This is a genomic window from Enterococcus sp. LJL90, from assembly GCF_056924355.1.
Genome location: NZ_JBXPBQ010000003.1, coordinates 93,566 through 112,874 on the forward strand (window position 1 = coordinate 93,566; position 19,309 = coordinate 112,874).

Sequence of the window (19,309 nt, forward strand, 5' to 3'; positions counted from 1 at the left end):
GGATTTTATGGAACTATTACTTTCTGTCAATCAATTAGTAAAGAAATATGACACTAAAACAGTCTTAGATAATATTTCATTTGAGATAACGAAAGGGGAAATAGTTGGATTACTTGGAGTAAATGGATCAGGTAAGACTACTTTAATGAAGGTGATACTTGGCCTAACCTCTTCTGAAGCTGGCGAAATTAAGTATAAGGGAAACTCGAATTATTTGAAGTCCTTTAAAAGTAGAAGGGAATTTGGTTATCTGTTAGATTGTAAATTATTTGAATATTTGAGTGGGTATGACAACTTGTATACTGTCGGAAAATATGCAAATCATTGGCAAGGAAAAACTAAGACTGAAATTGCAGAAGAAATTAATGGACTATTGGATTTGGTTGACTTACCAAATTCTAAGAAGAGAGTGAAGGGTTATTCATTCGGGATGAAACAGCGACTTGGATTAGCAATGGCTTTAATGGGGACACCAGATTTCCTAATATTAGATGAACCGTTTGTGGGTTTAGATCCAGTGGGAATTGAGCACTTACTTGGCTTCATCTCGAATTTGAGAAAGGACTTGGATATTACGATATTGATATCGTCACATCAGTTAAATGAAGTTGAGCAGATTAGTGATAGATATTTATATATTACTAATCAGAAAGTTAAGGAAGTGACGAAAAACTCTAGTAAGAAATACCTTATCAAGTTGAATAATCCAGATAAGCTATTACTTAATCAATTGCAATCAATTGCTGATATAAAGCATAACGATGTTTTATTTGAGGCAAAGAATGAACTGATTGATAGGGTTTTAAAGATTATCTATCAAAATCATGGGGAGATTACTGATATTCAGGTAACGAATGATAATTTGGTAGATTTATTTAGAGGTGATCCTAAATGAGGGATGTTATCAACGTAGAACTATTTAAAATGTGGAAAAGAAAAATTTTTATTGGTATTTTTTTACTCAGTAATTTTTCTTTAGTCTATTCTTTGGGAATTTATTTCAATTGGAGTTTCATAGATATAAATGGGAAATTGGATCTTATCTCTTTTTCTACAAGTATGTGGGCCTTATTAATGATGCTCGGAATTCCACTTGTCTTATTTACTTTCTTAGCTGCAGGGACTCTAGGTGGAGAAATTTCTGATGGGCAATTCATGTTAGAAATCACACGAGTCAGATCAATAAAATCATTGGCTTTAGGGAAGTTTATTTCGATTGTAGAGGTATTAGTGTTATTTTATATCCTTAGCATGGCTCTTTCCAGTCTATACTATATTGTTTTTGTAGCGAGATCAAAAAATGGATTGGGAATCAGTTGGGATATTGAAGGTTACCATAGTCGCTTGCTCCTTGTGAGTATTTGTGGAGTATTATTTCTTATTCTGTTTATTTCTATAGCGATGGTAGTGTCAGTAAACTTCGGAACTTTTAGGGCAGTCCTCTTATCTTTATCTGTTTATGTTTTATTGAAATTTATTTCTAGCATTCAGAGCATTCGTATATGGATACCAGGGTATTATACATTAATTGATGATAATGATTTCTCATTGCTAATAGTAACGTACCAATTGTTTATAATGGGATTTATTATTGGAACACTGATTTATGTGACTATTAATTTTTTGAAAAAAAAAGATTACTAGTAAAATTATCGACATATAAGCAGAGTGATTTTATATTAATTTAACTAAGTATTCTTATTTTAAGAGCTCCGTATCAATCTTATCAATACCTCCATACAAAAAGGCCCAACTTATGTGAGGCCTTTTTTAGTACTTTTAATTTTTCCACAAATTATAGATTTCGGTTCTCTTATTAAAGGCTTCTTGTCCACCTTCCATAATATCTACAATCTTATTTTGAATTAGTTTATCATCAATACTCCCAGTAGTAGTTTCGATCTTTTCTGGATCATATGAAACAGCGATTACTTGCTCAGAATCTCCCAAAACAGGGATATTCGCATTATGGGTTGCAAAAATGAATTGGACATCCGGCTTTCTAAGCTTAATCTCTTTAATTATTTCGTTATAGATAACTTGATTATCTAAATCATCTTCAGGCTGATCAATCATTATTAAGTTGTTATCTTTTTGCGAAAGAATAAATAGAACTAAAGCCGAAGCCCGTTGACCAATGGAGTGCTTCGTAATAGGTTTTCCATGGTAATTTATGGTTATTAAATTTGGTGTTCTGATTTTTAGAAAAGAATTGTAATTTTCTCTTACCCTTTGTTTAACTTTGACTACATGTGATTCGGGTAGCACGGAAGATATAATTTTTCCTTCATCAAGAAACACATCAATAACTAATGCTGTAAAATCTGGCAGGACTTCTAATAATTGGTTATATCCAGAAGTAGTAACTCCGGTGCCCTTTAAACTAGATTTCAACTTTGTTAGAAAGTTAGTTTTATTTCCTTTAAACGAAATTGCTAATTGTAAGGAATCTTGACTTGCATTAATTTTAGCTATCTCACTTTTATAAATACCCAACTCTTCAAGTAAAGCATCATTTCTTTGAGAAATTAAAACTTTAAGCTCAGTAGTTAGTATGTCTTTCTCAGAATTATGACTAATAATCTTCTGAATAGATTCAATTAATTCAGCTTGCCTTATTTTCAAATTTGAAAATTCATCTGGATTTAAGTTAGGAATATCAATTTCTCTTTTGATTTCTGCAAATTCTTCTTCTAAAGAAGTCACAATTGAATTAAATGTGCTTGATAAAGATTCTATTTCATTTTGTGATTTCTCAACAATCGTAATTATTTTTTCAATATCTTTTAGCGTATTGGTTATGTTTTTAATCTCTATTTTTAAATCGTTAAATACAGTAGGTATTTCTTCTGAGTCAATGGACTCCAACGAAATTAGTTCAGATATATTATCTGACGAGATAATCTCTTTTAGAGCTTGTTTATATTTCTTAACGAATTTATTGATTTTGTCAATAGTCAGTTTATCTTTTTGAAAGTTTACTTGTTTTGAAAGTTTATCTGATAGTCCTTTTTCTTCAAAAATTTTTATTTTATACTCAATGTCAGATAACGTATTCGATAGATCTGTAACAGAGTCTATTTTATCTTCCAAGGTTATAAGTTCTTTAATCTTATCTGATATTTCATTTTCAACAGCTAAAGTTTTAGTGTGTAAAGACGGGAGTGCTTCACCAACCATCTTATCTAATAAATTTAATTCAAATCCATTATCCATTGAAGAGAGATCTTTTTGCCCAAAGTACAATGGTGATTTTAAAATTGAACTTGCCCTTGCACCTATTACTTGATTGTTTGTATCAGTAACGTGAAGCTGTTCACCTAGAATTCTTTTAATTTTATATGATTTACCGAAGTTATCATACAACTTTAAAATAATTTGCCCACCAGATCCGAGAAGATTACTAACTACATCTTTTTTGTAATCTGAATCAGATGAAGAGGGGGACATGTCTAGTGCATACCTTATTGCCTCTATGATGCTTGATTTGCCGCTTCCCCTTATTCCGATTAAACAGTTTAATTCCGCAGATAAATTAATTATTTGCTTATTTAGCTTTCCACCGATAAACTCAATTGATTGAATATAACCGTGAGTTATTTCCGGTTTTGTAGAAGAAATTCGATTTTTGAAATCTTTAAAAGCGAGCATTACAGCATCAAAACAGTTATCTCCAATTTTTATATAGCTATGTTTCCCTTTACCAATATCCAAAATCGATTTACAGTCAGAGCCCTCAATATAGGGTAGTTCGTAACCCATCCACTCTTTGATTTGCCGCATTTTATCTCTAGTTCTGCCTTTTTGTAAACCGAGAATTCGAGATTTGAAATCTGAGTTGTTCGCTAACGAGTTTATGAGGCCGCCATTACATTCTTTATAAAAACCGCTTTTTTGCTCTATGTGCGCCATTAGAATAAAATAGTCTTTTCCATAAGAATTTAATGTGGACATTACTTGTGGAAGGTCTTGAGCGCATCTTGTATTTTCGTTCTCTCGATTGTCTATGTTTTTAAATACTTCATCTAGGAACTGATTAATTGATTCTTTCTGTCCGTTAATCCAATCGGTATCTTTAAATACTATTAGACAATGAATACCATTAGAACCTTCTTTAACAGATAGTTCAACACCAGGAAGAAGAATAATATCGGATTTATTAGCTTTTTTTTTGAGTGCTTTAAATTCTCCTAAATCGAATTTATTGTGATTGGTAATAACCCCTAATCCGATTTTTTCTTCCTTTAATTTATCAATATAGTCCGAAACAAATCTGTCCTCATCTCCTGAATATTTGAATTCTTTATCTTTTCTGGTGTGAAGATGAAAGTCTGCGCGAATCCATTGAGTACCATTTTCAAACATATTTTTCCTCCCGATTTTTGGCATGTATATTGATAAATGTACATCATTGGAAACGCTTTGTATAGATGATAAGATAAAACAAATGTGTTTTGCAAATTAGATTTGTGTATTGTGACCCCAATCGCAAAGATACCTCGTGATTGAGGTATCTTTGCGATATTTATAGAATTATTTTTTTCGTTTCCATAAATAAACACTAGAAGAGATTGTAATAAAAAGTACTCCAATCAATACTAATCTAGTGTTAGTATAAACCGTCTCGTAATAATCAGTTTGCGGTTAGAATATATAAAAAACGTTGTCCGGAAACAAATGTAACAAATGAAGATTTTAGTGAGATAGATAAGACCAGTATTCCAGATATGGACTTATTAGTACAAGGATTTCCTTGTCAGGACTACTCCGTTGCTTCATCAGGAGCTAAAGGAATAGAAGGTAAAAAAGGAGTGCTAATGTACTTGCTTTAAGAACAATAATCAAGTCGAATATTGAAGATGATTCATTGTATTTATCACAGAAACAAAAAAAGAAGTTTGCTGAGCTACAGGCGGATTTTCGAGAGATAAAAATATCTAAAACGGGGCATCCTTATAAATGTGGAATGGGAGCAATCACCTATCCAGACAGTTTGGACGAACCAGCAAGAACAATGATTACGAGTGAGCACACAATTTCTAAAATGAGTCATGTTGTTAAAGATTCGGGGAACAATAAAAAAAGATTAATCTCTCCTGAAGAAGCAGAATTAATTAATATGTTCCAGGAGAGATGGAAAAAAACAGAGTGTATCACTAAACAAATCGATATTTTACGATGGGAAATGCGTTAGTTGTAGGACTTGTAACAGAAATTGGTAAAGAGATAGTAGAAACTATTTAAGTTGGAATCAAATGATGTAGAGTAGGATAACTAAAAGTTTTTAGATAAAAATATTTAATTGTTGAATGATGTGAAATTGGTTGATAGAATTGAATCGGCTCGCAGGTAATTGACACCATTGCTTTCAAATAATTTGAAAGTCAATAAAATTTTTCTTGTTTCAATCTCTTTAAATCATTGCTATTAAAGCATTATGAAGCTGTTTGAAAAATCGGTTGGGCAAACCAGGTCTTAAAAAAGCTCGTAAAGCTAGTCAGTTCTCAAAACGTTAATTGCTGGAGTCGTTGCGAATTTATTCGCTTACGAATACAGTATGGGACGGAGATTTCAAAGAAATCGAGTACCATTCAATTTAAACAAAGAAGGCACTTTCCATTTTTGGAGAGTGTCTTTTTTTGTGCGTCTTGTCTAATTCTTCAATTTCTATATTTGAAAATTGAATTATCCATTTTGTTTACAACTCTTAGAATGTCACAAGATGAAATATTATTCGCACAATTATTGCTATACAAAAGATGGATATTTAAATGTGACTAGAAATCTTTTTATAACTATGATCTAATAAAATAAAGTGGAGGAGATATTCATGAGCTCAACAAAATCAAAATACAAAATTGAAAAATACAATTTTGATGATTTGGATCAAACAGTAGTATTGCCATCTTTTCAAAGGAAATTAGTTTGGTCCAAAGCAGAAAAGAAAAGTTTTATTGAAACACTCCATAATGGATACCCATTTGGTGCCATTCTAGTGTATCAGTATCCAAATGAAGAAAAAATATCTTTAATCGATGGGTTACAAAGGTTTACTACTATAAGAGATTAACGAGAAAATCCTCAAGAATATATACCAATTGATAGTTTTATATCTCAAACATTAAATCTCTTTATAAGAGAAGAAACCCCCACAACGACGGTTACAAATTTTAGAAATATTATTGAAAAAGTATTCAAAAACTTTGTTAGTACGTTAAATGAAAATACAGAATCTCTTGCACTATTCGATTTGTTAAAAAAAGAGTTAGCCGAAACAATTCCAACTATAGATACTAGTCTTATTGAGATAATAAAAATCTCTGACAGCTTAAAAAATGAAATACGTGATTTTTTAGATATTTCTCAAATAGATATTCCAACAATTGTTTTCACCGGTTCAGATACTGAGTTAGCTACAGTATTTGAAAATCTAAATAGAGGGGGTAAGAAGCTATCAAAATATCAAGTGTTTGCAGCCCAATGGTACAAGTATAATGTTTTATTGAGTGGAGAATATTATAATCTAGAACTTTTAGAAAGAACAATTAATTGGTACGAAATATTGGAGAATGAACGAGGGATTGAAATTGAAAATTTTAACCCTGATTTAATGCGTGAAAACTCTGAAATAAATATTGCCGAGCTATGTTTTTCGTTTGGAAAAATAATTATTGAAGAAACACCTGTTTTTTGGAATAATAGTACAGATGATACGGCTAACGAAATTGGTTATTCAACAATGGCAATTATTTTAGGTGTGAAGAATAAAGATTTAAGTTCAATAATTGATAAAAAAAATAGGGAATTTTTTAAAGATGCTAATTTGATTGAAGGAGTAATAAAGTCCGCAATAACAATCTATAAAGATTTAAATAAGTATTTTAAAAAATATCTTCATAATCCTGGTGATATTGATAGTTTCAGATACTCACTCGGAACAAATTTCCAGATCCTCTCTTATTTTGCGTCTTTATGGAACACTAGGTATGATCTAAATTTGACAAGCTTGACTTTACAAACGAAACATAGCTCAGCAAAGGACTATGACAGAATAAAAAAACATTTACTGAAATGGTATGTATATGATACAGTTGAGGGCAATTGGTCGGGGTCTGGCGATAGCAAGTTGGATCAGATTGCAATTGAATTTAATAACAAATATTTAAACGATATATCATCTGAGAACTTGAATAACTCTTTAATGAAGTGGTACGATGAGCAATTGCAAAAAAAATCGATAAATTTTGAACCAGTAGCTAAAATGCTGTATACAATAAATGCGTCATTTGATAGTAATTTATATAATAGCGCTGAGTATGACTTAGAACATGTGATTCCAAGGAAATTAATTTCAAAAGCTTCAAGCCAAGCATTAATATCTGGAGGTACATTAGGAAATCTGATGTTTCTTGAGAAAAACGTAAATAGAGGGAAAAAAGAACAATTTATGTATGATTATGTTAATGATGATATCTCTGATATAAAAGAGGAATTCATAGATTTAAATTTTTATCCCCAAAAGAAAAGCTTAATAGATGTCAAAATCGAAATAGAAAAAAATACTAATGATTTTTCCAATACTCAGGCAATTATAAAAAATCGCGGAAATAGTATAATAAATGCACTGGTTAAAAATTTAGGATAGGTGAACATGTGCAATACCAATAGAGGAGTACTCCAAAATTGGTTCAAGAATATTAATGAGCCATTTTAGGTGAAATATATGAGTTTGATTTCATTGAAAACTATGTGCCATTTATTTTCTCTTTGATTCTAACAAGACACTTCCTTAGCATAGGTAGTGTCTTTTCTTTAACCTGATAGTGTTATTTGAATAGTATAGCATTCATCCCCCCTCATCCCCCAACATCAACGATGGCGCCTTCCCAAATTTCTTCTTAAAAGATTTACTAAAATGAAACGTATCCTGATAGCCCACTAGCTTGGCGACGTCGCCAACGGTGTGCTGTTTTTTTTCTAGCAGATATTTGGCGTGATTGAGGCGAATATCAATCAGATAGCTGATGGGGCTGATGCCAATCAGCTCTTTGAAAATACGCGAGAGATAGGTGGCGCTGACAAAATGGTCTTGGGCCAGCATTTCTAGAGTAATTTCTTGGTCATAATGGTTTTCAATATAGTAGAGCACTTGGTTGACGATTTTTTGCTGGCGATTTTCATTGTCGGAGAGCAGGTTGGACATTTTGATATCGTTTTCAGTATTGAGGGCCCGCAAAATATAAATCAGCATTTCGATGATGATGATTTTTTGCATCATAGCACTTTCTGACTGTTGCTGTTCGACTTCGTTGATGGCCTGCCAGGCTTTTTGCAAAACAAAGTGCTGGTACTTGCCCAGATTTGGCCGTGGATGGTCGTGGGGCAGAAAATTGCGCTTGAAACCATCTAAGGAAATATTGCGAATGCCGATATGAAGTTGATGGGAAAAAGTATCTGGCTGCTGCCATTCCCGATGGCGCATGCCGGGATTGAAAATCATCACGTTTCCGGCGGCTAAAGAGATTGGCTCCTCTCCTTCAAATTGATAGATGGCTTCTCCCTCTAAAATAATGCTGATTTCTAAAAAATCATGGCTGTGCATATTGGAAAAATTGCGGTCATTATTCCACGGGTCAAATAGGTAAATGACCTCAGGACTAAAAGTTTTTGGCGAAATAAAATTCATCGAAGGCCCCTCATTTCCTCACTCATATAAATAATATTTTACATTATCTAGACAAAGAAAATCCATTCTCATTGGCAACTATTTTCATTAAACTTTTACATGCAAACAAGGTGGGATTTTTCTTAAAAAATCTAGAGGGAAATTCCTAAAAGGAAGGTGAAAAGAAAATGGGAGATTTGCAGTGGATTTGGCGTTATGCCAAAAGGGACAGGCGAAAAGTTTTTCTGGGGTTATTATTTATTTTATTGAATGCGGGGTTGGTGATTGTCAATCCGTATGTTGCGGGAGTTATTGTGGACCGGGTGATTTATCAAGGAGATGCGGGGCTGTTGCTACCATTGTTGGCGGTGATGATTGGCACGACGCTGCTGCGGACGATTGTTCGTTATAGTTATCAAATTATTTGGGAGCAGGTGGGTCAGGATACGATTTATGCGCTGCGGGGGGACCTCTATCAAAAATTGCAGGAGCTGGACTTTGGCTTTTTCAATCATACGCGGGTCGGCGATATTATGGCCCGGATGACGGGAGACACGGATGCGATTCGCCATTTTGTTTCGTGGGTCAGCTATAACGTGTTGGAGTGCGTGATTTGGTTTATTTCAGCAATCATTGTGATGAGTACGATTAATTTGCGGCTGACGCTGGCGTTGGTGGCGATTACGCCATTTATTTTTATTTTGACAAATCGGATGGCTCGGGATGCCCACCCATTATTTATTGAAATTCGCGAAAGCTTTTCCCGGCTAAATTCGATGGTGGAGGAGAATATCGGCGGTAACCGCGTGGTCAAAGCCTTCGCCCAAGAGGCTTTTGAGATTGAAAAGTTCAATCACTTTAACGCTGATTTTAAACAGCGAAATTTAAATCTGGCCGGAGTTTCTAGAAAATATTTGCCATTGCTAGATGGACTGGCGGGTAGTTTAGGCATGACAGTTTTGGTGTTGGGTGGCTTTTTAGTGATTAACAGTCAAATGTCATTAGGAGAATTGGTGGCCTTCAATGGCTATTTATGGATGCTGAACAATCCCTTGCGGATGAGCGGTTGGCTGATTAATGATGTCCAGCGTTTTTCGGCTTCTTGTATTAAGATTCGGGAAATGTTAAATCGCAAATCAGAAATTCCTATCGGAGCGGCGTCAGATATTCAGCAAATTAAAGGAGATGTGGAGTTTCGCCATGTGTCTTTTGCTTTTCCTGATGATCCGGAAAAGGAAATTCTAGCGGATGTCTCTTTTACAATTAAACAAGGGCAGACGATTGGTATTTTAGGAGAGACGGGTTCTGGTAAATCCACACTGGTCAATTTAGTCGGGCGTTTTTACGACCCGACGGCGGGCACAGTTTTGATTGACGGCAAAGATATCAAGACCTATCCAGTGCGGCAATTACGAGAAAAAATTTCGATGGTGATGCAGGATGTCTTTTTATTTTCCAATACGATTGCGGAAAATATTGCTTTTGGAAATCCTTATGCCGACCCAGAGATGATTCAGCAGATGGCGGCGATTGCCGATGCGGATGCGTTTATTCATCGGATGCCAGAGGGCTATGAAACGCTGGTGGGTGAGCGGGGCGTTGGTCTTTCCGGCGGTCAAAAGCAGCGGATTTCCTTGGCCCGGGCTTTGACCAAAGACCCGGCTGTCCTGATTTTGGATGATACAACATCTGCTGTCGATATGGAGACGGAAATTAAAATCCAAGAAAAATTGACAAATCTGACTCAGCAGAAGACGACTTTCATCATTGCCCACAGGATTTCTTCTGTGCGAAAAGCCGATGTCATTTTGATGATGGAAAAAGGCAAAATTATTGAACAGGGCACCCATGAAGAATTAATTGCAAAACGGGGCAAATATTTTGAAGTCTACCAAAGACAACTGGGAGGAGCTGAGGAAAATGGCTCGCAATAAATACGATGTCGATGAAGAATTAGAAAAAAGTTTTAACTGGCAGGATTTTAAACGCTTAGGGCAATATGTAACGCCTTACCGCAAGCCGATTGTCCTCGTTTTGGGAACGATAATTCTAGCTAATAGTGGGAGTATGCTCTTGCCGCTGTTCACCAAAATTGCCATTGACACATCGATTCCCCAAAGAAACACAAATGAACTGCTGTTGATTGGCGCAGGCTTTCTCACAATATTAATCATTGTCGGCCTCTGCTTACGCTACCGTATTTTCCAAATTACGAAAATCGGTCAAGATGTTTTGAAGGATATGCGCTTTGATATTTTTCAACATTTGCAAAAGCTGCCTTTTTCTTATTTTGATAATCGACCCCACGGCAAAATTTTGATTCGTGTGGTTAATTATATCAATACGCTGAGCGATTTGCTGAGCAATGGCCTGATTAATCTCGTGTCGGATGTCTTTAATATCTTGATTACCCTCGTCTTTATGTTTGCGATTGATTTCAGGCTGACCTTGTATAGCTTGGCGTTGCTGCCGGTGCTGATTATTATGGTACTGTTTATTAAAAATCGTCAGCGGGCGGCTTACCAAACCTTGTCGAACAAGCAATCAAATATGAACGCCTATATTCACGAAAGCATTGCTGGCATCAAGATTACCCAATCCTTTGCCCGGGAAGCGCAAAATTATCAGGAGTTTCAAACGGTCAGCGATGATTGCCGCCAATCTTTTATGAAGGCGGTTAAAATTCAATTTCTGATGTGGCCGGGGGTGGAAAATATTTCGGTTATTACCACCAGCTTGATTTATTTTGTTGGTGTCAGACAAATGGGTGTCGATGTTTCTGTGGGAACGCTAATTGCCTTTATTTCTTATATTAATAATTTCTGGAATCCAGTTATCAATATTGCGAATTTTTATAATTCGCTAATTACCGCCACCGCTTATCTAGAACGAATTTTTGAAACGCTGGACGAAAAGCCGGTGATTCAAGATGCACCGACGGCGATTGAATTGCCTGCTATCACCGGCGACATTGACTTTCAAGATGTCAGCTTTTCCTTTGAAGCGGGGAAAAATATTTTGAATCAAGTCAGCTTTCAGGTTGAAGCCGGTCAAAGTATTGCTTTAGTTGGGCCAACTGGTTCTGGGAAGACAACGATTATTAATCTTTTAAGTCGGTTTTATGATGTTTCTTCAGGCAATGTCAAAATCGATGGCTACGATGTGCGGGATGTTACGTTGCATTCATTGCGGCGGCAAATGGGGGTGATGTTACAGGATACCTTTATTTTTTCCGGCTCGATTATGGATAATATTCGTTACGGCAAATTAGATGCAACAGAAGCAGAAGTAATTGAAGCGGCGAAAGTCGTGCGGGCACACGATTTCATTAAGGAATTAAAGGATGGCTATCAAACAGTGGTGGAAGAACGGGGCAATACCTTATCTGCTGGTCAGTGCCAATTGATTTCCTTTGCCCGAGCGTTACTAGCCAATCCAAAAATTTTAATTTTGGATGAAGCCACCTCTAGTATTGATACGAAAACGGAGGAGCTGTAGCAAAAAGGTTTGGTCCAGTTGCTAAAAGGGCGGACTTCCTTTATCATTGCCCACCGGCTATCGACAATCAAACATTCTGATAAGATTTTTTACATCAACAAAGGTGAAATTGCTGAAGCTGGTAGTCATGATGAATTGATGGTGTCTAGAGGCTTGTATTATTATTTGTATCAATCCCAGTATGATTTGTTACGGGCGATATAGGAGAAAAAATTAGTTAAAGGTGGCGATTAGAAATTTAAAATCGCCACCTTTTTCCATGCCCCGAAAGCATACTCAAAACCCAACTAAGCATTGGCGTATCCAGCCGCTTTCCTCTAAAGTAAAGATAGAATTTACTTTAGAGGAGGAAGAATAATGACGAAACCTTTTGTTTTTTGTCACATGCTGATTTCATTGGATGGAAAAATTACCGGCAAGTACATGGAGACACCGGAAGGAGAGCGGGCCGGCGACTTTTTCTATCAGCTGGCTTTTGGTCAAGCGCCTTTTTACAAAAATCAAGGCTGGCTGTCTGGCCGGAAAACGACGGATGATAATTTTACTTTTTATCAGAAGCCTGAGCTGCCGGAAAAATTTCCAGAGGTTCCTGATGGGGATTTTATCACCGAGACCGGTCGAAAGATTTATTATATTTCGATTGATCCCTCGGGAAAACTCGGCTGGCAAAAAATACGATTACCTATCGAGACACGACGGCGACAGTGATTGAAGTGTTAACGGAAAAAGTCAGCGACCAATACAAAGCTTTCCTGCGGGAACGAAACATTCCCTATCTGATTGCTGGTCAAGAACAGATTGATCCACAGCTGACGCTGGAAAAATTGCAACAATATTTTGCTTTGGATTCAGTGATGCTAGGGGGCGGTGGACTATTGAATTGGTCATTTATTGAAGCGGGGGTCTGTGATGAAGTCAGTCTGGTGGTGGCGCCAGTGGCCGATGGCGCCTCTGAGAGTCCTTCGGTTTTTGAAAGCGGCAATTTGAGTGACAATCAAGCCGTTGCCTTTTCCTTAGAACAAGTGGAAAAGCAAGCAGACGGCACCTTGTGGCTGCGTTATTCAGTTAAAAAATAAACTTCCATGCTTTAAAGGCATACAAAAAAATATTATAAGTATTGGTGGTCTGGTCAGCTTTCCTCTAAAGTAAAGACAGAATGAGTTTAGAGGAGTAAAAAAGATGGATCAACGAAAAAAACAATTGCTCGCACTCTTGTCAGCGGCTTTGGTGATTGCTTCGGCGCCGGCAATCTCTGCTAATATTCCGGCGATAGCGGCTAGCTTTCCCACAGTCAGTCAAACTTTTATCAGTTTGTTTACGACAATTCCAGCGCTATTTATTATTGCCGGAGTTTTCCTGACTAGCATAGTTGAAAAGCAGCTGGGGCAAAAGAAAACAATTTTGGCAGGCTTATTGATTGTGGCAATTTTTGGCACGCTACCGGCTTGGTTTAATCAATCCTTTGCGCTATTATTTTTATCCCGCTGCATTTTAGGGTTAGGCATTGGGCTATTCAATCGACTGATTATCCAAATGGTCAGCGCTTTATATCAAGATTCTCTGACAAAACGGGCGCGGGCACTAGGTTTGGAAAGTGCCTTTGAAGGACTGGGGGGCATCGTGATGACAATCAGTGTCGGCCAGCTGGTTAAAATTTCTTGGCAGCTGTCCTTTTTGGTCTATGGCATTTCGTTGATTGGCTTTGTGTTGGTATTGTTCTTTTTACCAGAACAAAAAAACTCTGCACAAGCGATCACCGCTGATTTAACAATAGCAGCAAAAGCTGCTCCGGCAGTCAAGGTAAAGATGATTCAGCTGGCTTGTTTGTTATTTGTGATTGTCGGTTTGTTTATTATTTTTAATCTGCAAATCACCCCGCTGCTTTTAGAAAAGGGCATTGGCGATGCTACACAGGGGAGTAATATGATTGCGGGCATTTCGATTGGCGCCTTTATTGCGGGGAATTTATTCGGCAAAACATACACCATTTTGGAAAATTATGTTCTGCCGACAGCAGCCTTTTTAGCGGGGACCTTTATCATTTTGACGACGATTTCAACATCAATTCCCCTAACGATTATTCTTTCCGGTGGCCTGGGCTTTGCCTTTCGCAATATCATGCCTTTTTTTAATCATCTATTTACTTCGGCTGGCGGTGATTCCGCTAAGTTTGGGACGACGGCAATTTTAATTGCTTACAATTTAGGTTCGACCTTTTCGCCTTACTTTATTCAAGGCTTTAGTTTTTTAGGCGTTAATCAGCCAAGTTTGCTTTTGCAAGTTGTCGGAATAATTTTTATTGCCATCGCAGTGTTAACGGCAATTTTTAATCGGAAAATTTATCTGGGAGAAGTTTAATAGCAAAAAAGCACCTCTTTTAAAATAGATTTGTAGGAAGCACCGCAAAAGTTAGCCTAAAAAGCTAACTCCGACGGTCACTTCAAGAATCTATTACTTAAGAGGTGTTTTTGTGTGTATTGAGTGATTGTTATTTTCCTTCGAGGTTAAACTGACTCCCGAATGATTAAGCGGGTTTCTAACGGTGCTGCTTCGGGAACTGGTTGCTCTTCAATTTTGGCAATCAAGGCTTCTGCTGCCAGCCGACCCATTTCCTCAATCGGCTGATGAATCGTAGTGATTTCTGGATTGGTTAAAGCGGCAATCGGTTGGTCATCAAAGCCTAAGACCGCTAAATCAGTTGGAATAGTTAACTGAAATTTGCGGGCTTCGCTGATAATGCCAGCTGCCACTTCATCGCCGTTGGAAAAAACGGCGGTTGGTCGCAAAGTATCAGCAGCCATCGTTTTTTGTAAAAATTGGCGGCCGCCTGCAGCCCCTAGAATATTTTCATAATAATCTGTGTCAGAAAATTCGATACCAGCTTCCTTTAAGGCTTTTAAAAAGCCTTTAAAACGGTGGTCGTGGGCATTGCGAATATTGCCAGTGCAAAAGGCAATTTTGCGATGGCCTTTTTCAATTAAAAACTTGGTTCCTTGATAGCTGGCGGCCTCTTCATCAATTTGAATCACCGGCAATTCCTTCGATCCGATGTAGCGATTGCAGAGAATTATTTTGCCTTCATCAATTAGCTGAACAATATTGTCCGTGGCATGTTCTAAATTGGTGACAATAATTCCGTCCAGCTGTTTTTTGGGAATCAGCTGAATGAAAAAATCCTCCAGCTCAAGATTGCCCTGAGTTTGTAAAACAACAAGGTTATAGCCTTTTGCTAAGGCGGTTTTTTCGATTTCATTAACTAGATAGGCGAAAAATGGATTGGTGATATAAGAAATTATCACACCAATCATTTTGGATTTTTTGCCCCGCAGCTGCTGGGCGACATTATTGGGGAAATAATTTAACTCCGCCATCGCTTTTTCAATTTTCTTTTTGGTTTTTTCTGAGACATAAGGATGATTATTTAAGGCACGGGAAACGGTTGTCACTGAAACCCGGGCTTTTTTTGCAACGTCTTCAATACTGGCCATGAGCTCAACTCCTTAGAAAAAATCTTAACTTAATTATAGCTTAAAAACTTGATATAGCAAGGAATAAATCATATGGTAACGATTATCATATGAAAACGGTTGACAATTTCATTTGCGACTGTTATTCTCAATTTATGAAAACGATTGACATAAATGATTAGCAATTATTTTTTCAATAGAAAGAGTAAAAAGAAGGAGTAAAAAAATGAAAAAGAAATTATTTGCAATAGGTTCAGTACTTTTTCTTAGTTTTGGTTTAGTCAGCTGTGGGCAGGGTGCAGAAGATGAGGTCAGTCTAAAATTATGGGTCGATCCTGGTAGTAGTGAATTTTATGAATCTGTCGTGGCTGAATATCGGGAAACATATAACATCGACTACCCGATTGAAATTATTGAATCTGATACTGGAAAAGCACAGGAATATGTTAAAAAAGATCCAGAGGCAGCTGCCGATGTTTTTAGTATGCCCCATGATCAGTTGGGTCAATTAGTTGAAGCCGGTGTTATTTATGAAAATACCAAATATCGTGATGATGTGACGGAATTAAATACAGAACAGGCCGTCGAAGCTGCTACTTATGAAGGCAAGATGTATGGCTATCCCTATGGTGTAGAGAGTATGATGTTGTACTATGACAAATCGGTTTTGAGTGAAGAGGATGTTCAATCTTTTGAAGGGATTGTGGCAAAAGCCAAAATTGGTTTAAACCTTGAGGAAAACGGAGCTGATTATTTTGCTGTCCCATTCTTTGTATCGAATGGCTCGAAACTTTACGGAGATAATGGTGAAGATCCTAACGGAACCACCTTTAATGATCAGTATGGTGTTAATGTTTTAAAATGGATAGCGGCTCAAAAAGCTAATCCAAATGTTGTACAAGCTAATGCTGACTTAATGAGCCAATTAGAAAATGGGTCAATTTCAGCTTTGGTCAGTGGTCCTTGGGGGAAAGATAGTGTTGAAGAAATTCTAGGAGATAATATGGGAATTGCCACCTATCCAATGAATGACTTTGGCAACGGGAGTGTCCAGATGAAAGCTTTTCTTGGAGTGAAGCTTTATAGTGTCAATGCATTTACTGAATACCCTTTAGAAGCGATGGCGTTGGCTAATTACTTAGCAGGTGAAGAGGCACAGTCACGGGCTTTTGATGAATTAGGGATGACTCCTTCCAATTTAGTTTTGCAAGAAACGGCTAAAGTATTAGAAAATCCTTTGGCCAGTACAGTTGTTGAGATGGCGACACCAGAACATACATTGTTGATGCCAAAAATTCCTGAGATGGTTGGTTTTTGGCCTTCCGCACTTTCAGTAATTAGCGATGCCTATAAAGGGAAAATTCCTGAAAATCAAATGGAAAATAAATTAACTCAGCTGATTGAAGACACATCAACAGTTGCTGAAGAATAGTTGATAGTAAAGAACAGTTGAAACGATAAAATGAGGTGGAAAAATGGAAGAGAGCAGAGCAAAAGAAATCAATCAGATTTCTTTTAGAGAATTTTTTTCTCAAGGGGATGTGGGGGACAAGCTATCCTTTATTTTAATGGGAGTCAGCAATATCATCCATCAGCAGATTTTGAAGGGATGTTTATTTCTCATTTCAGAAATTGCTTTTGTCAGCTGGTTTATTCTTTTTGGAATTCGCAATATTATCGGCATGATTACTTTGGGAACAGCAGAGCAAAGTTGGTTTTATGATGCCGCATTGGAGATCAATATCCGTGTGCCTGGTGATAATTCCATGTTGCTATTGATTTATGGGATTGCTACGATTTTAGCCGCCGTAGCGTTTGGCTTTTTGTATGTTGCTAGCCTGAAAAGCGGCCGCAAGAATTTCTTTTTGCGGGAACAGGGCTTAAGCATTCCAAATTTTAGATCAGACTTAAAATCGTTACTAGATGAAAAATTCCATTTAACGCTGATGTCAATTCCAATGCTAGGGGTAATTATTTTCACCGTCTTACCACTGGTGTATATGATCTCTTTAGCATTTACTAGCTACGATCACAACCACTTGCCTCCTAGGAATTTATTTGACTGGGTGGGCTTAGTTAACTTTGGCAATGTCTTGAATGGCCGTATTTCCGGCACCTTCTTTCCACTATTGGGTTGGACATTAATCTGGGCAGTGTTGGCGACTGTTACTAGCTTTTTCTTTGGAGTTTTATTAGCAATGCTGATTAATTCTAAAGGTATCAAAGGCAAGAAAATTTTCCGTACACTTTTCGTATTGACGATGGCAGTACCACAATTTATTTCGCTATTGATTATGCAAAATATGCTGCATGCTTCTGGTCCTATCAACACTCTTTTAGAAAATTGGGGCTGGATTAGCGGACCGATTCCATTTTTAACAGACGGTTTAATGGCTAAAATTTCCATCGTAGTTGTCAATATGTGGATTGGAATTCCAGTTTCAATGCTGGTGACGACAGGGATTATTATGAACTTGCCAGAAGAACAAATTGAGGCAGCCCGAATTGATGGTGCGAATAAATTTCATATTTTCCGTTATATTACGTTTCCACAAATTTTGTTTGTGATGGCACCAAGCTTGATTCAGCAATTTATTGGTAATATTAATAACTTCAATGTTATCTATCTGCTGACAGGTGGAGGGCCATTGAACAGTGATTATTACAGCGCTGGTGAAACGGACTTATTAGTGACTTGGTTGTATAAATTGACTGTGGAGGTCGCCGATTATAATATCGCTTCTGTTATTGGGATTATCACTTTTGTATTGAGTGCTATCTTCTCATTGTTTGCTTACACCCGTTCTGGTTCCTATAAGAAAGAAGGAGAAATCTAATGGAAAAAAGTCGCAAAAATACCAAATTTTTAATTTATGTTTTACTGATTGCTCTGGCGATTCTCTGGGTTTTTCCGATTCTTTGGATTGTCTTGACCTCGTTTCGGGAAGAAGGTGGTCAGTTTGTTTCATATATCATTCCTAAGCAGTTTACTTTAGAACATTACAAGTTTTTGTTCAGTGGTAGTTCAAGTTTTCCTTTTCTTCGCTGGTTTATGAATACGCTGATTGTCTCAATTGCTTCTTGTCTGCTAAGTACAGCAATTACGATTTCCATGGCATACGTTTTATCGCGGTTGCGCTTTAGATTTCGTAAGAGCTTTTTGAAAATTGCTTTGGTTTTAAATATGTTCCCGGGCTTTATGAGTATGATTGCTGTTTATTATATTTTGAAGGCGTTAAATTTGACCCAGAGTTTATTTGCTCTAGTCTTAATTTATTCATCAGGGGCAGCCTTAGCTTTTTATATTGCAAAAGGCTTTTTCGATACAATCCCCCATTCTTTAGATGAGTCGGCAATGATTGATGGTGCAACGAAATTTCAAATTTTTACGAAAATTACATTGCCCTTATCTAAACCAATTATTGTCTATACAGCTTTGCAGGCATTTATGTCGCCTTGGATGGACTTTATCTTTGCCCGTGTCATTATGGGGGATAAGGTGGAGAATTACACAGTGGCAATTGGATTGTATTCAATGATGACTAGGGATAATGCGGATAATCTGTACATGGCTTTCACCGCTGGTTGTGTAATTATCGCAATCCCGATTACAATGCTCTTTATTTTCCTACAAAAATATTATGTGGAAGGAATTACGGGCGGTTCCGTAAAAGGTTAA

The 19,309-nt window shown here is 36.9% G+C and carries 16 protein-coding genes and 1 pseudogene; 14 read left to right on the top strand and 3 right to left on the bottom strand.

Annotation, left to right across the window (positions count from 1 at the left end; all coding sequences use genetic code 11):
- Window positions 1–7: 7 nt before the first annotated feature.
- Together AC1Z3S_RS08720 and AC1Z3S_RS08725 are read left to right on the top strand one after the other, a co-directional pair.
- Window positions 8–895, top strand: a complete 888-nt coding sequence (locus AC1Z3S_RS08720) for an ABC transporter ATP-binding protein (RefSeq protein WP_461740045.1) — start codon at window positions 8–10, stop codon at window positions 893–895.
- Window positions 892–1,644: an ABC transporter permease gene (locus AC1Z3S_RS08725; protein ID WP_461740046.1), complete on the top strand. Its 753-nt coding sequence runs from the start codon at window positions 892–894 to the stop codon at window positions 1,642–1,644. Before AC1Z3S_RS08720 ends, AC1Z3S_RS08725 begins: the two co-directional genes overlap by 4 nt.
- Window positions 1,645–1,779: 135 nt before the next feature.
- Here the strand turns inward: AC1Z3S_RS08725 and AC1Z3S_RS08730 are convergent, their stop codons facing one another.
- On the bottom strand, window positions 1,780–4,365 hold the full coding sequence (locus AC1Z3S_RS08730) for a TrlF family AAA-like ATPase (RefSeq protein WP_461740047.1): 2,586 nt from the start codon (window positions 4,363–4,365) through the stop codon (window positions 1,780–1,782).
- A 284-nt stretch (window positions 4,366–4,649) separates the two neighbouring features.
- Between AC1Z3S_RS08730 and AC1Z3S_RS08735 the strand changes: the two genes are divergently transcribed.
- The 4 genes from AC1Z3S_RS08735 (at window position 4,650) to AC1Z3S_RS08750 (ending at window position 7,645) form a co-directional block, all read left to right on the top strand.
- Entirely contained in the window at window positions 4,650–4,832 is a 183-nt protein-coding gene (locus tag AC1Z3S_RS08735) for a DNA cytosine methyltransferase (RefSeq protein ID WP_461740281.1), read from the top strand.
- A 35-nt stretch (window positions 4,833–4,867) separates the two neighbouring features.
- A complete protein-coding gene (locus AC1Z3S_RS08740) occupies window positions 4,868–5,194 on the top strand; it encodes a hypothetical protein (RefSeq protein ID WP_461740048.1) in 327 nt (108 codons plus the stop codon).
- A 636-nt stretch (window positions 5,195–5,830) separates the two neighbouring features.
- Complete coding sequence (locus AC1Z3S_RS08745; RefSeq protein WP_461740049.1) at window positions 5,831–6,070, top strand: DUF262 domain-containing protein; 240 nt, start codon at window positions 5,831–5,833, stop codon at window positions 6,068–6,070.
- 180 nt (window positions 6,071–6,250) lie between these two features.
- Window positions 6,251–7,645: a hypothetical protein gene (locus AC1Z3S_RS08750; RefSeq protein ID WP_461740050.1), complete on the top strand. Its 1,395-nt coding sequence runs from the start codon at window positions 6,251–6,253 to the stop codon at window positions 7,643–7,645.
- 201 nt (window positions 7,646–7,846) lie between these two features.
- Here the strand turns inward: AC1Z3S_RS08750 and AC1Z3S_RS08755 are convergent, their stop codons facing one another.
- Window positions 7,847–8,686: a helix-turn-helix transcriptional regulator gene (locus AC1Z3S_RS08755; RefSeq protein WP_461740051.1), complete on the bottom strand. Its 840-nt coding sequence runs from the start codon at window positions 8,684–8,686 to the stop codon at window positions 7,847–7,849.
- 167 nt (window positions 8,687–8,853) lie between these two features.
- Here AC1Z3S_RS08755 and AC1Z3S_RS08760 point away from each other — a divergent pair, with 167 nt between their 5' ends.
- From AC1Z3S_RS08760 to AC1Z3S_RS08780, 5 genes and pseudogenes are all read left to right on the top strand, one after another.
- Window positions 8,854–10,599 (top strand): ABC transporter ATP-binding protein, encoded by a 1,746-nt coding sequence (locus tag AC1Z3S_RS08760; RefSeq protein ID WP_461740052.1) that lies wholly within the window; start codon window positions 8,854–8,856, stop codon window positions 10,597–10,599.
- A pseudogene (locus tag AC1Z3S_RS08765) lies at window positions 10,586–12,367 on the top strand (ABC transporter ATP-binding protein). The gene AC1Z3S_RS08760 and the pseudogene AC1Z3S_RS08765 overlap by 14 nt, the downstream one beginning before the upstream one ends.
- A 153-nt stretch (window positions 12,368–12,520) precedes the next feature.
- Window positions 12,521–12,871, top strand: coding sequence for a hypothetical protein (locus AC1Z3S_RS08770; protein ID WP_461740053.1), 351 nt, complete (start codon window positions 12,521–12,523; stop codon window positions 12,869–12,871).
- Window positions 12,868–13,239 (top strand): dihydrofolate reductase family protein, encoded by a 372-nt coding sequence (locus AC1Z3S_RS08775; RefSeq protein ID WP_461740054.1) that lies wholly within the window; start codon window positions 12,868–12,870, stop codon window positions 13,237–13,239. Before AC1Z3S_RS08770 ends, AC1Z3S_RS08775 begins: the two co-directional genes overlap by 4 nt.
- Before the next feature lie 103 nt (window positions 13,240–13,342).
- Entirely contained in the window at window positions 13,343–14,521 is a 1,179-nt protein-coding gene (locus AC1Z3S_RS08780) for an MFS transporter (protein ID WP_461740055.1), read from the top strand.
- Between the two features lie 146 nt (window positions 14,522–14,667).
- On the opposite strand, the gene AC1Z3S_RS08785 is transcribed toward AC1Z3S_RS08780, so the two are convergent.
- Window positions 14,668–15,651 carry a LacI family DNA-binding transcriptional regulator gene (locus AC1Z3S_RS08785; protein WP_461740056.1) on the bottom strand — a complete coding sequence of 328 codons (984 nt, stop codon included), beginning with the start codon at window positions 15,649–15,651 and terminating at the stop codon, window positions 14,668–14,670.
- 205 nt (window positions 15,652–15,856) lie between these two features.
- Between AC1Z3S_RS08785 and AC1Z3S_RS08790 the strand changes: the two genes are divergently transcribed.
- From AC1Z3S_RS08790 to AC1Z3S_RS08800, 3 genes are read left to right on the top strand one after another with little or no spacing between them, the layout of a single operon-like run.
- Window positions 15,857–17,062 (top strand): extracellular solute-binding protein, encoded by a 1,206-nt coding sequence (locus AC1Z3S_RS08790; RefSeq protein WP_461740057.1) that lies wholly within the window; start codon window positions 15,857–15,859, stop codon window positions 17,060–17,062.
- Between the two features lie 43 nt (window positions 17,063–17,105).
- A complete protein-coding gene (locus AC1Z3S_RS08795; RefSeq protein ID WP_461740058.1) occupies window positions 17,106–18,467 on the top strand; it encodes a carbohydrate ABC transporter permease in 1,362 nt (453 codons plus the stop codon).
- Window positions 18,467–19,309, top strand: coding sequence for a sugar ABC transporter permease (locus AC1Z3S_RS08800; RefSeq protein WP_461740059.1), 843 nt, complete (start codon window positions 18,467–18,469; stop codon window positions 19,307–19,309). The genes AC1Z3S_RS08795 and AC1Z3S_RS08800 overlap by 1 nt, the downstream gene beginning before the upstream one ends.

What these genes read in the sequence shown, in the direction of transcription:
- AC1Z3S_RS08790 (WP_461740057.1), top strand. Translation starts at nt 15,857, where the DNA reads ATGAAAAAGAAATTATTTGCAATAGGTTCAGTACTTTTTCTTAGTTTT.
- AC1Z3S_RS08730 (WP_461740047.1), bottom strand. Translation starts at nt 4,365, where the DNA reads ATGTTTGAAAATGGTACTCAATGGATTCGCGCAGACTTTCATCTTCAC.
- AC1Z3S_RS08760 (WP_461740052.1), top strand. Translation starts at nt 8,854, where the DNA reads ATGGGAGATTTGCAGTGGATTTGGCGTTATGCCAAAAGGGACAGGCGA.
- AC1Z3S_RS08720 (WP_461740045.1), top strand. Translation starts at nt 8, where the DNA reads ATGGAACTATTACTTTCTGTCAATCAATTAGTAAAGAAATATGACACT.
- AC1Z3S_RS08745 (WP_461740049.1), top strand. Translation starts at nt 5,831, where the DNA reads ATGAGCTCAACAAAATCAAAATACAAAATTGAAAAATACAATTTTGAT.
- AC1Z3S_RS08780 (WP_461740055.1), top strand. Translation starts at nt 13,343, where the DNA reads ATGGATCAACGAAAAAAACAATTGCTCGCACTCTTGTCAGCGGCTTTG.
- AC1Z3S_RS08800 (WP_461740059.1), top strand. Translation starts at nt 18,467, where the DNA reads ATGGAAAAAAGTCGCAAAAATACCAAATTTTTAATTTATGTTTTACTG.
- AC1Z3S_RS08755 (WP_461740051.1), bottom strand. Translation starts at nt 8,686, where the DNA reads ATGAATTTTATTTCGCCAAAAACTTTTAGTCCTGAGGTCATTTACCTA.
- AC1Z3S_RS08785 (WP_461740056.1), bottom strand. Translation starts at nt 15,651, where the DNA reads ATGGCCAGTATTGAAGACGTTGCAAAAAAAGCCCGGGTTTCAGTGACA.
- AC1Z3S_RS08770 (WP_461740053.1), top strand. Translation starts at nt 12,521, where the DNA reads ATGACGAAACCTTTTGTTTTTTGTCACATGCTGATTTCATTGGATGGA.
- AC1Z3S_RS08795 (WP_461740058.1), top strand. Translation starts at nt 17,106, where the DNA reads ATGGAAGAGAGCAGAGCAAAAGAAATCAATCAGATTTCTTTTAGAGAA.
- AC1Z3S_RS08725 (WP_461740046.1), top strand. Translation starts at nt 892, where the DNA reads ATGAGGGATGTTATCAACGTAGAACTATTTAAAATGTGGAAAAGAAAA.